16 protein-coding genes and 1 pseudogene are annotated in these 14,362 nt (G+C 40.9%); 6 read left to right on the forward strand and 11 right to left on the reverse strand.

Annotated elements, in window-relative coordinates:
- Nucleotides 1–22: 22 nt before the first annotated feature.
- From CVS86_RS06790 to CVS86_RS09925, 10 genes and pseudogenes are all read right to left on the reverse strand, one after another.
- Nucleotides 23–847, reverse strand: coding sequence for a CheR family methyltransferase (locus CVS86_RS06790; protein ID WP_107791388.1), 825 nt, complete (start codon nucleotides 845–847; stop codon nucleotides 23–25).
- The gene (locus CVS86_RS06795) at nucleotides 837–1,403 is read right to left on the reverse strand and encodes a CheB methylesterase domain-containing protein (RefSeq protein ID WP_021092891.1); all 567 of its coding nucleotides are present in this window, start codon (nucleotides 1,401–1,403) and stop codon (nucleotides 837–839) included. Before CVS86_RS06795 ends, CVS86_RS06790 begins: the two co-directional genes overlap by 11 nt.
- Before the next feature lie 34 nt (nucleotides 1,404–1,437).
- The gene (locus CVS86_RS06800; RefSeq protein WP_107791389.1) at nucleotides 1,438–3,138 is read right to left on the reverse strand and encodes a methyl-accepting chemotaxis protein; all 1,701 of its coding nucleotides are present in this window, start codon (nucleotides 3,136–3,138) and stop codon (nucleotides 1,438–1,440) included.
- 67 nt (nucleotides 3,139–3,205) lie between these two features.
- Nucleotides 3,206–3,472, reverse strand: a complete 267-nt coding sequence (locus CVS86_RS06805; RefSeq protein WP_223227339.1) for a FlhB-like flagellar biosynthesis protein — start codon at nucleotides 3,470–3,472, stop codon at nucleotides 3,206–3,208.
- A complete protein-coding gene (locus CVS86_RS06810) occupies nucleotides 3,469–5,115 on the reverse strand; it encodes a flagellar hook-length control protein FliK (protein WP_107791390.1) in 1,647 nt (548 codons plus the stop codon). Before CVS86_RS06810 ends, CVS86_RS06805 begins: the two co-directional genes overlap by 4 nt.
- 3 nt (nucleotides 5,116–5,118) lie before the next feature.
- Nucleotides 5,119–6,363, reverse strand: coding sequence for an MFS transporter (locus tag CVS86_RS06815; protein ID WP_107791391.1), 1,245 nt, complete (start codon nucleotides 6,361–6,363; stop codon nucleotides 5,119–5,121).
- Complete coding sequence (locus CVS86_RS06820) at nucleotides 6,353–6,907, reverse strand: hypothetical protein (protein ID WP_234399248.1); 555 nt, start codon at nucleotides 6,905–6,907, stop codon at nucleotides 6,353–6,355. The genes CVS86_RS06815 and CVS86_RS06820 overlap by 11 nt, the downstream gene beginning before the upstream one ends.
- Nucleotides 6,855–7,136, reverse strand: a complete 282-nt coding sequence (locus CVS86_RS06825) for an AtpZ/AtpI family protein (RefSeq protein ID WP_012001455.1) — start codon at nucleotides 7,134–7,136, stop codon at nucleotides 6,855–6,857. The genes CVS86_RS06820 and CVS86_RS06825 overlap by 53 nt, the downstream gene beginning before the upstream one ends.
- On the reverse strand, nucleotides 7,136–8,419 hold the full coding sequence (gene hemL, locus CVS86_RS06830; protein ID WP_107791393.1) for a glutamate-1-semialdehyde 2,1-aminomutase: 1,284 nt from the start codon (nucleotides 8,417–8,419) through the stop codon (nucleotides 7,136–7,138). Before hemL ends, CVS86_RS06825 begins: the two co-directional genes overlap by 1 nt.
- Nucleotides 8,420–8,676: 257 nt before the next feature.
- Nucleotides 8,677–9,012 (reverse strand): annotated as a pseudogene (locus CVS86_RS09925) (c-type cytochrome); the annotation flags it as partial.
- Between the two features lie 83 nt (nucleotides 9,013–9,095).
- Here CVS86_RS09925 and folD point away from each other — a divergent pair.
- Genes folD through CVS86_RS06850 form a run of 3 tightly spaced genes read left to right on the forward strand, consistent with a single transcriptional unit; the run spans nucleotide 9,096 to nucleotide 11,507 of the window.
- Entirely contained in the window at nucleotides 9,096–9,947 is an 852-nt protein-coding gene (gene folD, locus CVS86_RS06840; protein WP_107791395.1) for a bifunctional methylenetetrahydrofolate dehydrogenase/methenyltetrahydrofolate cyclohydrolase FolD, read from the forward strand.
- Nucleotides 9,948–9,958: 11 nt separating this feature from the next.
- Nucleotides 9,959–10,864: a signal peptidase I gene (gene lepB, locus CVS86_RS06845; protein ID WP_021083635.1), complete on the forward strand. Its 906-nt coding sequence runs from the start codon at nucleotides 9,959–9,961 to the stop codon at nucleotides 10,862–10,864.
- The gene (locus CVS86_RS06850) at nucleotides 10,851–11,507 is read left to right on the forward strand and encodes a site-2 protease family protein (RefSeq protein ID WP_107791396.1); all 657 of its coding nucleotides are present in this window, start codon (nucleotides 10,851–10,853) and stop codon (nucleotides 11,505–11,507) included. Before lepB ends, CVS86_RS06850 begins: the two co-directional genes overlap by 14 nt.
- A gap of 18 nt (nucleotides 11,508–11,525) precedes the next feature.
- On the opposite strand, the gene CVS86_RS06855 is transcribed toward CVS86_RS06850, so the two are convergent.
- Nucleotides 11,526–12,902: a DUF4139 domain-containing protein gene (locus CVS86_RS06855; protein WP_234399250.1), complete on the reverse strand. Its 1,377-nt coding sequence runs from the start codon at nucleotides 12,900–12,902 to the stop codon at nucleotides 11,526–11,528.
- 118 nt (nucleotides 12,903–13,020) lie between these two features.
- Here CVS86_RS06855 and rpiB point away from each other — a divergent pair, with 118 nt between their 5' ends.
- The 3 genes from rpiB to apt are packed head-to-tail and all read left to right on the forward strand — an operon-like array spanning nucleotide 13,021 to nucleotide 14,362.
- Nucleotides 13,021–13,464 carry a ribose 5-phosphate isomerase B gene (rpiB, locus tag CVS86_RS06860; RefSeq protein WP_021086444.1) on the forward strand — a complete coding sequence of 148 codons (444 nt, stop codon included), beginning with the start codon at nucleotides 13,021–13,023 and terminating at the stop codon, nucleotides 13,462–13,464.
- Nucleotides 13,461–13,793, forward strand: coding sequence for a hypothetical protein (locus CVS86_RS06865; RefSeq protein WP_002939538.1), 333 nt, complete (start codon nucleotides 13,461–13,463; stop codon nucleotides 13,791–13,793). Before rpiB ends, CVS86_RS06865 begins: the two co-directional genes overlap by 4 nt.
- A 20-nt stretch (nucleotides 13,794–13,813) precedes the next feature.
- Complete coding sequence (gene apt, locus CVS86_RS06870) at nucleotides 13,814–14,362, forward strand: adenine phosphoribosyltransferase (RefSeq protein ID WP_107791398.1); 549 nt, start codon at nucleotides 13,814–13,816, stop codon at nucleotides 14,360–14,362.

Here is a 14,362-nt window from a genome sequence, read left to right on the forward strand (position 1 = left end):
CGGCTTGGGTTAAATTTAACCCTTAAGCACGCTCGTAATATGTAGCTCCGTTTGAAAAACGCTTTGTGTAAAGCGGGGTATATGGCACAAGATCAGCGTGTCCAGCATAAAGCCTGCCCTCTGGTTTAAGTAGCTTGTGCAGCCTCTCAACGCATTTTAGCCTAAATGCATCGTCAAAATATATCATCATATTTCTTGAAAGGACGATGTCAAATTTACCGAGATTAAACATCGCATCGTCAAAAACGTTTAAAATTTTAAACTCACACCTTGGCAAAATTTCTTTTTTGATGAAAAATCTGTCATCTTTTTTTGTAAAAAATCTCTCTTTTTGAAACTCGCTTAGTCTATGCAAGCTCCTCTCGCCGTAGCATCCGACGCTACAAGCTTGTATGGCTTCTGAGTTTATGTCGATGCCAGTTAGCTGGATATCACTTTGTTTAAGGCCAAATTCATAAGCAAGCATAGCAAGCGAATAGACCTCATCGCCAGTTGAGCAAGGCGCACATAAAATTCTAGCCTCCCCAAGCTCTTTTGCGTAGTAGATCACGTCTTTTAGCTGGGCTAGCTCTCTATAAAAATATGTCTCATTTACGGTGACTAAATTTAAAAGATCTTGCCTAAGCAGCGTGTCAAATCTTATCATCGAAACTAGATCTTTAAAGCTTTTTATCTGGCGATTTTTAGCAAATATACTAACTCTTTGCAGCGTGATGTCCCTCTTTGGCTCTAGATCGACCCCGCAAAGCGTCTTTATAGTGCTCATAAATTCGTTAAATCCATCCATGTCGCTTGGTGCTTTTGCCTCTAAAACTTCGCTTTGTTTATCCACTTTGTTAAAAAGCATTTAAAAACTCCTCAAGCTCTTTTCTTATCATCATTAAATTTAACGATTTTAAATTTTGATTTAGCTCCTTAGCACGCTTTGGCATGCCATAAACTATGGCACTCTCTTCGTTTTCAGCTATGCATTTTGCGCCTGCTTTATAGAGCTTATCTAGCCCAGCTGCACCATCATCGCCGATGCCAGTTAGTAAGATCGCAAGTAAATTTACATTTTTGGCGATCTGCGTGCCTGAGTTAAAAAGCACATCAACATTTGGCGTATATATCGTTTTTATCTCAGGTTGTGGCTTTGCGCTGACCGGCAAAGTCGCTGAAATTTCAAAATTTTGATCACAGATATAGACGATATTTTCTCTTAAATTTGTCTTTTCGCTTAGAATTTCAACATTTATGTTGCACTCCCTGCCCATTTGCGTGACAAACGAGTTTATAAACATCTTGTTCATATGCTGAGCGATGACGACCATCGCACCATTTAAATTTATATCTTTTAATAGTTTTTTTATATGACCTGGGCCTCCTGTTGAAGCCCCTATTAAGACCAGTTTTTGAGCCACTAATTGCCTTTAAATTTAAAATTTACTACACAAATCAAGTTCTAAATTCGCCAAGTTTTGCATTTAGCGTATCTGTCATCTTGTTTAGATGCTCAGCAGCTGAAGCTATCTCTTCTACGCTTCTTGTGCTTTGAGATGAAATTTGACTTATGCCCTCCATGCTTTTTACTATATCGTCAATATCCTTGCCGGTCTTTATATAGTCCTCGATAGTTTTATCAGATAGTCCTATGGCTGATCTCATGATATCACTCATATCTCGTATAGTCTTTTGCGCGTTGTTTGCTACGCCTGTTAGCTCGCTTATTTGCTTAGAATTTATACTCATTTGCTCGCTGCTTTCATTTATCGCTTGAACGATGACGTTGATAGTTGCGTTTATCTCAGTTAAGCTCTTTTGAGTGCGCTCAGCAAGCTTTCTAACCTCATCAGCAACGACTGCAAAGCCACGTCCGTGTTCTCCTGCACGTGCCGCTTCAATGGCTGCGTTTAGTGCAAGTAAATTTGTCTGATCGGCAATGTCATTTATAACCACAAGGACTGATTTTACCTGCTCAGCGTCACGGCTAAGCTGCTCGATCTTGCCAGCCATTTGATTTTCAATATCAGATGTCTGAGCGATCTCTGAAGATAAATTTGAGATGGTATTTAGCGTCTCATCAACGTAGGTTAGCGCCTTTTGAAGATCATCTTTACCACCTTTTGCAACTTCGATTGAATCTTTCATATATGATTGTATCTCAGCGCAATCCTTCCCAGCGCTCTGAACTATCTTGCTTGATTTTTCTACCCCACGACCAGTTTGGACTGAGGTTGAGCTAAGCTCGTTTGCAATGGAGCTGTTTTCATTTGAGATATCTTTTGCCTCGGCTATTAAAACCCTTACTTTTTCTATAAATTTATTTATGGCCTCGCTTGCTTTGGCTATCTCATCTTTGCCTACAACTTCTAGTTTTCTTGTTAGATCGCCATCTCCACTTGAGAGGTTTGTGGCTCGCAAGATTAGCTCATTTAGCGGTTTTGTGATAGAAAATTTAGAGTAAAGCATAGCAACTATTAGTGAGATGATTAAAACTACGACGGCTATGACGATGAAATTTGTAGTGTTTGCATTGGCGTCATTTTGCATAGTGGCTGAAATTTTATCTATCTCTTTATACATGCCCTCAAGACCAACAACAGACATCAGCACTACATCTTCATGAAAGAGGCTTAGTTTTAGCCCTTTTCCTATCTTTCTTGTAGTTGAGCCATCTTTTGACTTAGCCACAAAATTTACAAAAGCGCCCTCGCTATTTTCTGAGGCTTTTTGCATGAGATCTTTTATGTATTTATAACCATTAGCATCAGTTGCTTCAAGTCTATCAAGGCCGTTATACTCAGGCACTCCAGGACTAGAGATAACCACGCCTTTTGTGGTGTAGATACTAAAGTATCCCTTTTTATCATCGCCAAATCTAGCCCTTGAGAGATAATCGATGATATCTTCTTTTTGATCTTCTATGGTCTCATTTGCGTCGTCATAGACCTCTTGAATTTTTAGCAAAATGTTTGAAACGATATCCATCTCTTCGCTTAAAGCTGCCCTTTTATCGGCCAAGACCGTTTCGGTTAGCTGCTTGGTAGAAAATTCTATCGCTTTGTTTTGCTCGTAAATGTTTAGAAAGACTAAAATGGCTCCAAGCACCAGTAGGGACGAGACGATCATCATCGTCACTTTTGATGAAATTTTCATAATACCTCCTTTTTTAATGTTTAAATTTCCTTAATTTTGAGATTATAGCACTATTAAAGTGCAATATTTACTTTTTATTTGTGATCTTATATAAAAAGCTAAATATCTCAGCCACTGCCTTATATAAATTTGGCGGTATCTCTTGATCGACCTCGACCTTACTTAAAATTTCAATAAGATCAGGATCCTCTTTGATCGGTATGTCATGCTCTTTTGCAAGGCTTATTATCTTATTTGCTATCTCGCCAGCACCGCTTGCAAGCACCTTTGGAGCGTTATCTTGCGATCTGTTATAGCCAAGAGCGACGGCTTTTTTCTTATTTACTTGCATCAAATTTTCTTATCAAAGCCCACATCAAGGCCGCCAAAATTTTTAAATCTATCGTTTAGCTTCACCTTTGGCAAGGTTTTGATGTTAAAATTTGAAACGATTAGTCCAAGCTTTGAGATAGCCTGCTTTAGCTCGCTCGAGCTAGATATTATGAGCTCTTTAAACTCATTTGTCTGCGTTGCCACCGATAGATCGATATAGCGTTTATCCACAAGTCCAACCATCACATTTATCTGGCCAAATTTCTTGAAATTTAGATCGATCTGGGCATAAAATTTATCCTTTTTGCCCTGCTTAAACGCGACATTTCCGCCCTCCACGCCGTCCCAGATATAAGGCATATAAGTTTGTATGCCTCCTTGCAAGCTTGAGACCATCTGGTGCATCTCTATTTGCGAGATCATCTTATTTGCAGCATTTACGGTCTGGGAGTTTTGGCTCTTTTCGCTTATGTTTAAAAGCGTGCTTTTTACATCTTGATTTAGCACCTTTGAAATTTCACTCTGGCTCTTTGTCGTGATGTTATTTATATCATTTGTGGCTAGTTTTAGCTGCTTTAAAAGCGCCTTACTCTCGGCTAGATCGCTTTTAGCCGCACTTGCTTCTGGGTCTGCTAGGCTAAGGCTGTGAGCTAGGCGTCTTGCTGCACTTTGGAGCTTATCTTGCAAGCTGCCCTCTTTTGAGACGTCGCTAACCTCGTTAAACGCCTTTACAAGCCCAGCCTCATCACCTATATTATTTAGCATTTTTAGATCGTTTTTTAGGCTCTCAAGGATAGCTTTTAGCTCTTTGTGATTTGAGCTAAAAGCCACACTTTGATTTAACTTTTCGCTAGCTAAATTTCCTACCTTCTCACTTAAATTTGAGATGAAATTCTCCATCTTACTGGTCTGATTTTTAACAGCGTCTGCGCTTTGCTCTTTTGAGAAGTTTTTATCTAGAAATTTAGCCACATTATCAAGCTTATCCACATCTTTTAAAAGCGTTTTTATGCTTGAGTTATCAAGGATGTTTTTAGCATCACTGCTCGCTTTTTCAAGCATAGAAGTAAGCTTCATAAATGAGTTTTGATTATCCAAGCTCTCATCATTTAGGGTTAAAATTTGACTAAGTAAATTTTGATTTGAGAGATTTTTTATATCGCTTAGTAGCTTTTGTATCGAGCTTGGTAGCTTCTCTGGAGTAAGCGCATCTTTTAAATTTGCTTCAAGCATGACGCCAGAGTTTTTGATCTGATCATTTAGCGAGCCAGCTTTAAGATCGGCTATTGGCTTTAGAAATTCTTTTAGTTTTAGAGCAAGGCTTTTTATCTCAGGGCTTTCATTTTGCGCAGCTTCTGCCTCTAAGCTTTTTGCAAGGTCTGAGAGCTCGCTAGCTAAATTTGGAGCGATCTTAGTATCTTTTGCCTGAGATAAAATTTGCTCAGCTTTGCTAAGGCTTGAAGCGCTTTTTAGATCATCAAGCACCCTTGCAACTAGCTTGCCAACGTTATCAAGGGCGTTTGAAACGGTTTGTTCGCTTGGCGTCCCAGCTGGCTGATTTTTAAAAAGCGAACCCTCGTTTTTACGGACAGGCGCGTTTTGGGTGGCGTTTTGCCCAGTTTGAACCGAGGTGTTTGATATATTTAGAGAATTTGCTACGTCCATTTTCTACTTTTTATTTTCTCTATCGGCAAAATTGCCATTTTGCTGAATAGTCGCGATGCCAGCCGTCCTTGCAACGAGCCTGTCGTTGTACTCTTTTCTCATGTGCTGTGGTATGGTCTTTTGCGTTAGTGCAAATAAAATAAGCCCAACATAAAGCACCAAATAGACATATATAAAGCCAAATGCGCCAAAAATTTTCATCGCATAGCTCATAAGAAGCGGCGAGAAAAGCGAGGCAAAAGAGTAGCTAAAAAGCAGCGCACGTGCCACTTGGACGCTCTTTGTCTTGTCTGTGATCTCGTCATTTGCCCTAGCGAGCGAAAGTCCGTATGTGCAGAAAATGCCACCTCCAAAGAAAAATGAAAGTATGTATTGAACGATCAAATTTGAGCCATTTAGCAAAAAGAGTGCTGCACTAACTAATGCCACGGCGCTGCAAAGCAAGAGCGCTGGGCGTCTGCCGTATCTATCTGAAAAGCCTCCGATAAATGTTTGAGCTAAAAAGCCCCCAGCCATCGCTATGGTCATGAAAAATGATGCCTCTTTTGCGCTATATCCTTGAAGCAAAACAAAGAGGCTTGCCATAGAAAAAAAGCCATTTATCGCAAGTCCTGCAACAAGCGCTCCCACAAGGGCTAGCGGGACGATGCCAAAAATTTTAGGAATGTTTATGGGTTGGCGCTGCGGGATTTGAGGCTGGTTTATGCGGATTAAATTTAAAGGTATGCTTGAGAGCATGATAAAGGCTGCGCTGATGATGAAAATTTCAAATGCGCTAAGATCAAGCGCTAAGATCAAAATTCCAAGTCCAAAACTCGTGTAGAAAACGCACTCGTAAAAGGCGATGACACGCGATCTTATCTTGTTTGGGATCTTAGCGTTTAGCCAGCTTTCTATAACCATCAAAAGTGCGTAGTAGCAATATCCCAAAGAGGCTCGCAAAATCGCCCAAAATATCAAATTTTCACTTATGGCGTGAAGCATGGCTGAGACTGCAAAGATAGCTGAAAAGATAGCAAAAGCTCTGATGTGGCCGGTGGTTGAGATGATCCTGTGCGCTGTGATCGTGCTAATTAACGCTCCTATAAAAAATCCAGTGTTAATTAGTCCAATCGCAAGCTCGCCTACGCCATTTTGCTTAAGAAGTGCACTACAAGATGCGATGACTAGGCCATTGCCTATAAAAAGTAGGCTCATGCCTAAAAATAGTGGCCCCATCGAGCGAATGATCCTAAAGCTACTTGCCATCTGCGTCCTTTCTCAAATTATTTTGCATTATCCCAAAGACAAAAGCTCCAATGGGCATCGGAGCAAGCCCCACTAAAAAGCCGGGCACGTTTAGTAAATTTTCATTTTTTAAAAATATAAATCCAAAAAAAAGTATCGCATACGCAACCAAGCGATAAGGCATAAAGGCTGCCACAAAGCTTCTATCTTTAAATGAAAATTTCTGCTTTTTTAGCCTTGCTTTTTCCTCTTTTAGGCTAAACTCTTTTGCCTCATTTTGGGGCAAAATTTCTTCATCCTCTTCATTCTCTTCTTCTATCTTGGCTAAAATTTCATCTCTTGCATTTTCTAGTCTCGAGTTTATGCGGTTTTTATAGGCAAAAAAGCTAGCCGTTAGAATGATAAGCGAGGCAAAAAATGAAATTTGCGAGCTTATAAAAAATTGATTTGATATAAATTTGCCAACCGCGCTAAGGGCTAGCCAAAGCGCAAAGTAGCAAATAAAAAGCCTGCTAATCGTCCTCGTCATCATCGTCTTTTGTGTAGCCCTTATATCTAGTCTCATCCTTTAGCTCATCTAAGCTTTTAACCTGCGCTTTATAGGCTTTATAGACATTTAAAATAGCAGCTGCGATGCCAATAGCAAAGCCTATCCAAAGTGCTGGCGTGAAATTTGTAGCCTTTTTTACAAGATATCCTAGCCCAGTGCCAAGCAAGATCGCAACTACGATTGAAACACCAAGGCTTAGCTGCTCAGCCCCTGCTACGATATCTTTTATCTTAAATTTTGCCATTAAGCTTTTATCTCCAAAAATGCCTCTTTAGCTGCATTTACCGCTAGGTCGATATCAGCTTCGCTCATAGCATCGCAGATAAATCCAGTCTCAAACTGGCTAGGCGCAAGATAAATTCCACGCTTAAGCATCGCTTGATGAAATTTAGCAAAGAGTTTTGTATCGCTCTTTAGCGCATCGTCGTAGTTTTTTACGGCATGCTCTGTAAAAAAGTAGCCAAACATCGAGCCGCGAACCTCGGTTTGGATAGTGATGCCAGCGCTTTTTGCTGCCTCTTTTAAGCCGTCCATTAGTTTTTTAGCTAGTTTTTCAAGTCTAGCGTATAAATTTACGTCGCTATTTATCTTAGAAATAGCCGCTATACCAGCGCTCATCGCCACTGGGTTGCCACTTAGCGTGCCTGCTTGATAGACAGCACCCTCTGGGCTTAGGCAGTCCATTATCTTGGCCTTGCCACCAAAAGCAGCGACGTTCATGCCTCCGCCTATAACCTTGCCAAATGTGACAAGATCGGCATCCACCTCGTGAAATGGATATGAGCCAAGGCGAGAAGCTCTAAAACCGCTCATAACCTCATCAAGAATGAGCACAGCGCCAAATTTATCGCAAAGTTCTCTAAGCTCACGTAAGAATTTCTTATCAGCTGGCACAAGCCCCATATTTCCAGCGATTGGCTCGATTATGACGACGCCTATTTTGTCTTTGTTGTTCTCAAAAATGGCTTTTACGCTCCCTATGTCGTTGTAGATAGCTAAAAATGTATTTTTCACAACATCTTGTGGCACACCGCCGCTTGAAGCGTTGCCGTATGTCGTTGCGCCACTTCCTGCTTTGATAAGAAGTGCGTCGCTGTGCCCGTGGTAGCAGCCTTCAAATTTAATAAGTCCATCTTTTTTAGCATATCCTCTAGCCACTCTGATAGCGCTCATGGTAGCCTCCGTGCCAGAGCTAACGAAGCGAATTTTATCTATTTGTTTAAACTCATCACATATTAGCTTTGCTAGAGCGGTCTCTTTTGGTGAGGGAGCGCCGTAAGATACGCCTTGTTTTACAGCAGAGATGATCGCCTCTTCGATATCTTTGTCGCAGTGACCAAAGATGAGCGGACCCCAGCTTTGGATGAAGTCAAGGTATTTTTTACCCTCAACATCATATAGATAAGCGCCCTTGGCATGATCTATCATCACAGGCTCGCCTCCAACGCTGCCAAATGCACGAACAGGTGAATTTACGCCGCCTGGGATATATTTTTTAGCTTCACTAAACGCCTCTTTATTTGTCATTTTTTATCCTTTTGATTTTGTGTTTTTAAATTTGTCTTTTGATTATCTTTTTGATTTGTTACTGGTTTTACTGGCGGTTTTACAGGCTCAGCTGGTTTTGCTGGTGCCTTTTGTGCCTGCACGGTGGCTGGCTCTACTGCTTTTGCCGCAGGGGCGGCTTTAGTAGGTTCTGGCTGTTTTTGCGTAGCAGCAGGGGCGGCTGGCTTAGCTAAAATTTTAGGTGCTACTTTTGCCGCTTTTGCAGGAGGTTTCATCTGATTTGTGATGTATTCATAAAGGATGGTCGTCTCCTCATCTGTCAAAAAGTAGCTTGGCATGACGCCTTTTGGCTTTGTAAGAGCTGCTTTAAAGCTTTCAAAATCTATATCGTTTATCTTTGGCGCTCTAAGCTCATCATCGACCGTTTTGTTTGCTTTTTTGTCAAAGTGCTTGTATTTAGAGATTAGGCTGCCCTCGCCCTTTGCGCCGTGACATTTATCACAGCCTATGCCACGCGGATTTAGGTAGAGCATCTTGGCGTACTCGGTCTTTGTGATAAAATCAGCACCAAAAATCGCCACGCAAAAAAGCAAAATCAAAAAAACAGACCTCATAAACCTCTCTTTTAAAATTTTAATTTATTTTTAGGTATGATACCACCCTTGTGATTAAAAAAGCTTTTAAGTAAGGATCGAATATGAAAATTTTAGACGGAAAAGCCGTATCTTTAAAGGTCAAAGAAAGCGTAAAAGTAAGAGCTGATGGGCTAAAGAAATTTGGTATCGAGCCAACCTTAGCCGTCGTCTTGGTCGGCGAAGATAAGGCATCTCAAACATACGTTAGAGCCAAAGAGAAAGCCTGCAACGAATACGGCATAAAAAGCGTGGCTCACCGTCTAAGCGAAAATACAACCCAAAACGAGCTACTTGCGCTTATAAACGTGCTAAATTTAGACGATAGCATCCATGGCATCTTGGTTCAGCTACCACTGCCAAAGCACATTGATACAAACGTCGTGCTCGCAGCGATCGATCCACGAAAAGATGTAGATGGCTTTCACGCTGTAAATGTTGGCAAACTTGTTAGCGGGCTTGATGGCTTCGTGCCTTGCACACCGCTTGGCGTGATGGAGATTTTAAAAGAGTATGGCATAGATGTAGCTGGGCTAAATGCGGTGGTGATTGGCAGAAGCAACATCGTTGGCAAACCTATGGCAAATTTACTACTAAATGCCTCTGCAACGGTTACGGTGACACACAGCAAGACTAAAAATTTAAAAGAAATTTGCAAAAATGCCGACCTCATCGTTGCAGCCATTGGCAAGCCATTTTTTTTAAAGGCTGACATGGTAAAAGATGGCGCAGTAGTCGTTGATGTGGGCATAAACAGACTTGATGATGGCAGGCTTGTGGGCGATGTGGATTTTGACGAGGTCGCACCAAAATGCTCATATATCACGCCTGTTCCTGGCGGCGTTGGCCCGATGACCATAGCCATGCTTTTAAACAATACAATCCTTGCTGCACAAGCAAAGATAGCTAAAAATTAAAGAGTGAGATAATGAAGAGAGCTTTTACTAAATTTTATGACTTTTGCTCAAGCTGGACAGGCACGGTTATCATCGTTTTGCTTGTCATTTTCTTTGTAGCTCAGGCCTTTGTGATCCCGTCTGGTTCGATGAAAAACACGCTTTTGGTTGGGGATTTTTTATTTGCTAAAAAGTATGTTTATGGCATACCAACGCCAAGAATTCCATGGCTTGAGGTAAAAATTTTACCTGAGCTAAATGACAATGGTCACCTTATAACTGGCGATGGTCCTGCAAGAGGCGATATAGTCGTTTTTCGCTATCCAAACGATGAGAAAACTCACTTTGTAAAGCGCTGCTTTGCCACGAGCGAGGACGAGATCGTCTTTACTGAAAAAGCCCTCTATCTACGCCCAAAAGAGGGAGATAGCTTCATAAAGGCAAACTGCCGTGAAAATTTAAACGGCAAAGAGAGTAAATTTGGCTACTCATGCAAGGACGTTGTCGAGCTTGATGGCAAGCTTTTCATAAAAGAGCCATATAGATTTAGCGGCATCCACTACGATGAAAATGTAAATTTATTTGAGCAGATGGTTTTTATGCTAAATACAAACAAATCAAACGTCTTTATGAAGCCAGCGCTCATTAGCTCACTACCGCAAAATCCAAATTTTAACTTTAACGCTTTTTACGTCAAAGTGCCAAAAGATGAGTACTTTATGATAGGCGACAACCGCGACCACTCAAACGATAGCCGTTTTTGGGGAAGCGTGGCTTACAAAGATATAGTTGGACAGCCTTGGTTTATATATTTTAGCTGGGACAATAACTACAATGTGCGCTGGGAGCGTATCGGACGCTTTGTAGATACGATAGAAAATGATGAGTTTTTCACAAAACAAGCTCTAAAAGAGGGAGAAGTTGATGGACTTCACTAATTTTGACCCCATAAAAGTCGCTACTATCGTCCTCTCTTTAGTAATCGCCATCGTTGGTCACGAGATCGCTCACGGATATGTCGCTTATAAATTTGGCGACAACACAGCAAAAAATCTTGGCAGACTTAGCATAAATCCCATAAAACACATCGATCTTGTTGGCACTATCATCGTGCCACTGGTGCTTTATCTAAGCACTGGTATGATGTTTGGCTGGGCAAAACCAGTGCCTGTAAATACCTACACAGTCGTGCGAAATGGCGGCTACAAGGCAGCTATCTACGTAAGTCTAGCTGGCATTTGCTACAACGTCATCTTGGGCATCTTGTCGCTTTTTGTGCTAAAGGCTCTATTAAATATAGAAACCTTTGAAATTTTACTTCAGTTTTTATTTACGCTTGCACTTTTAAATTTGATGTTAGCAATATTTAACCTCTATCCGATCCCGCCACTTGATGGCTTTCACGCGCTCGAGTATGCGCTTAGAAATTTTGGCTTTCACGCACTGGCTGAGAAGCTTGAGGGCATCTCGCGATATGGCTTTGTCATCCTTATCATCATCCTCGTCTCGCCTTTAAAAGATACTATCTTTTATCCGACAAGATACGTTTTAGATATCGCAAGCGCATTTATAAACGGCTAAATTTAGAGCGAATTTGCTCTAAATTTTTGGCTTTGTGATCTTATAAGAGTACTCTTTTTTAAATTCCTCTTTTGGCGCAAGGCTAAATTTAAGCTCCACCTTGCCATCTTTGCTGATATCTTTTTTATCAAAGCCCTTTATCTCGACCTTTACCACCTCATCAGCAGATACTGGCACGCGATCAACCAAAGTGATATCGACACTCTTGCTTGAGTTATTTTTGACACTTATCTCATAGCCCTCTTCGCTTATGCGGTCTTTGCCAAGAAACGAGCTCTTTTTAAATTTATTTAATCGCTCTTTTTTAAGCTCGATTAGCTCGTTTTGTCCCAAAAAGAGCTGAGTGGGCTCATCTTTAGTTTTCATCTCAAACTCGCTTGGACTGCCAACACTCACACCATTAACGTAAAACTGCGTTTTAGCTGGAGTTAGATCATCATTTAGCTTAAGGCTAGCCACGTTATATGCCTTTAGCGAGCCGTAAAAATCAGCAAAAACGCTAAAATTTGCATCCATTTTTTGCGTATCATAAGTTATATATTTGCTCTCGCCTTTTGCTAAATTTATCCCATCTATCTTCCAAATTTTGGCAAACTCATTCTCATCTCTTTGCACACGCATATCAGCGACCTCAGCAGTGACTTTCGCGGCTCTTAGCATATTTTTTGAAGCGCCGTAACCATCAGCCTCCGCCTCACTCTCCTCGTACCAAGGGTAAAACTTGCTTGGAGCAAGCGCCTTTTGATATCTGGTTGGATAGATGGCGAGCTTTAAATTTTTAACATCGCTTGCAAATGGGTTGGTGAGTAAAATTTCTTGTTTTATCAAGATATTTTTGTTTTTTGTGTCTGCATAAATTTCATTTAGCGTCTTTGGGGCCTCATCATCCATGTATGAAAGCGTCGCCTCTTTTGGGTTGCAAGCAAATTTCATATCAAGCTGCAAAAATCCAGCCAGATCGCTCTTTGGCTCATTTTCTTTAAGCGCTTCAAGCTCACTTTTAGCAGCTGAAATTTTCTCGATATTTTCTAGGCTAAATTTATAAAACTCATCAGCTCTTTTTGTCACATCGTTACTTTTGTTTTCTTCTACTAAAGCCTGCTCTATAAACCTACCTCTTGCATTTAGCGCCTCAAGCTTATTGTTTAAATTTGCAACTTCTTGCTTCCATTTTATGTAACTTGGGCTATTTTCTTCGCTGATCTTTTTTAGATAAGCATTCGCATCACAATCCCCATTTATAGTGATGCTCTCACTCTGCACACCCTCTGGCACAAAGGCGCTAAAAGAACTATTTGCGTCACTAAATTTTTGAGTGATGATCGTTTGATCTGTGTAGATCTCTATTAGATTTTCATTTGCAAAGGCTAGCGTAGAAGCCACTAAAAAGAGCATTTTTTTCACATTTTCTCCTTTAAATTTTTGGTAAATTATAGCTTCATTTTGGCTGAGAGTAAAATTTTATTTTAATGCAACTTTGACTATAATCAACAAAAAATTTAACGGACTTTTCATGAAGATAGACAAAGTTTTCTTAGCTAGCGATCACGCTGGTTTTGAGTTAAAAAACGAGCTTAAAGAGGCTATTAAAGGGCTTGGATACGAAGTAGTTGATCTTGGCACAAACGATAAAAATAGCGTTGATTACCCTGATTATGCGCATTTGCTAGCAAGCAAGCTTGAGCCTAACTGCTACGGCGTGCTAGTTTGTGGCACAGGCATAGGCATATCAATAGCCGCAAACAGGCATGAAAACGTAAGATGTGCCCTTTGCCACGACGAATTTACCGCTAGACTTGCAAGAGAGCACAACGACGCAAACGTAATCGCTTTTGGCGCAAGAGTTATTGGCGCAGGCGTGGCTATCTCGGCGGTTGAAGCCTTTTTAAAGACTGAGTTTGCAGGTGGCAGACACGAAAGAAGAGTCAAAAAAATAGAGCTTGAGGCAGGCAAATGATAGGCGAGTGGATCGTTTTTACCGCTCTTGTTTGTGCTGCGATCTACCTAACCGTCATGGTTTTTTACTTCAAAACGCTTCTAAAAAAAGAGCGTGCGACAAAAGATTTTATGAAAAATAACCTCCAAGACACCGAGGTCGTCATAAGAAAATTTCAGATCCAACTTCAACGAAGTCTAGGCAACATCGACATCTTGACAGATGAGCTAAACAAAACTAAAAACGACGTAACCTCACTTCGCACAAGAAACTCCCAGTACCGCTTAGAAAACGACAAGCTAAGACAACGCATTCGTGAGCTTGAAGGCAAGATCGAAGCGCTACTTTAACATCAAATTTAAGGAAATTTATGAAAATTTTAGATCAAAAAGGCAAAGAATTTTTACTAAACTCTATTCGCTGCATAAATGACTTTCCAAAGCCTGGCATAGTCTTTCGCGACATCACGACGCTGCTAAATAACAAAGAGGCATTTAACTTTTTGATAGATCATTTGGTGGCTAGATATGAGGACGCAAATATCGACTATATCGCTGGCATCGAGTCTCGTGGCTTCATCTTTGGCGCGGCGCTTGCAGCAAGGCTAAGGCTGCCTTTTGTGCCTATTCGCAAGCCAAAAAAACTACCTTTTATCACGCTTTCTCAAAAATATAGCCTAGAGTACGGCGTCGATGAAGTGCAAATTCACATCGATGCTTTTGGAGAAAAAGCGGGCGCTAGAGTACTTTTGATGGACGATCTCATAGCCACTGGCGGCACTGCAAAGGCTTCAGTTGAGCTTATCAATCAAACTAACGCAACCTGCGTAGAAGCGTGCTTTATCATAGATCTAGTCGATCTAAAAGGTAGCGAAAAGCTAAAGTCGCTTACTAAAATTTACAGCGTTTTAGAGGTTTAG

It is taken from the genome of Campylobacter concisus, assembly GCF_003048605.1.
GTDB classification, from domain to species: domain Bacteria; phylum Campylobacterota; class Campylobacteria; order Campylobacterales; family Campylobacteraceae; genus Campylobacter_A; species Campylobacter_A concisus_BM.

Coding starts and splice junctions, on each gene's coding strand:
- CVS86_RS06790 (WP_107791388.1), bottom strand. CDS start 847: ATGCTTTTTAACAAAGTGGATAAACAAAGCGAAGTTTTAGAGGCAAAA.
- CVS86_RS06800 (WP_107791389.1), bottom strand. CDS start 3,138: ATGAAAATTTCATCAAAAGTGACGATGATGATCGTCTCGTCCCTACTG.
- CVS86_RS06810 (WP_107791390.1), bottom strand. CDS start 5,115: ATGGACGTAGCAAATTCTCTAAATATATCAAACACCTCGGTTCAAACT.
- CVS86_RS06815 (WP_107791391.1), bottom strand. CDS start 6,363: ATGGCAAGTAGCTTTAGGATCATTCGCTCGATGGGGCCACTATTTTTA.
- CVS86_RS06820 (WP_234399248.1), bottom strand. CDS start 6,907: ATGAGACTAGATATAAGGGCTACACAAAAGACGATGATGACGAGGACG.
- CVS86_RS06825 (WP_012001455.1), bottom strand. CDS start 7,136: ATGGCAAAATTTAAGATAAAAGATATCGTAGCAGGGGCTGAGCAGCTA.
- hemL (WP_107791393.1), bottom strand. CDS start 8,419: ATGACAAATAAAGAGGCGTTTAGTGAAGCTAAAAAATATATCCCAGGC.
- folD (WP_107791395.1), top strand. CDS start 9,096: ATGAAAATTTTAGACGGAAAAGCCGTATCTTTAAAGGTCAAAGAAAGC.
- lepB (WP_021083635.1), top strand. CDS start 9,959: ATGAAGAGAGCTTTTACTAAATTTTATGACTTTTGCTCAAGCTGGACA.
- CVS86_RS06850 (WP_107791396.1), top strand. CDS start 10,851: ATGGACTTCACTAATTTTGACCCCATAAAAGTCGCTACTATCGTCCTC.
- CVS86_RS06855 (WP_234399250.1), bottom strand. CDS start 12,902: ATGCTCTTTTTAGTGGCTTCTACGCTAGCCTTTGCAAATGAAAATCTA.
- rpiB (WP_021086444.1), top strand. CDS start 13,021: ATGAAGATAGACAAAGTTTTCTTAGCTAGCGATCACGCTGGTTTTGAG.
- CVS86_RS06865 (WP_002939538.1), top strand. CDS start 13,461: ATGATAGGCGAGTGGATCGTTTTTACCGCTCTTGTTTGTGCTGCGATC.
- apt (WP_107791398.1), top strand. CDS start 13,814: ATGAAAATTTTAGATCAAAAAGGCAAAGAATTTTTACTAAACTCTATT.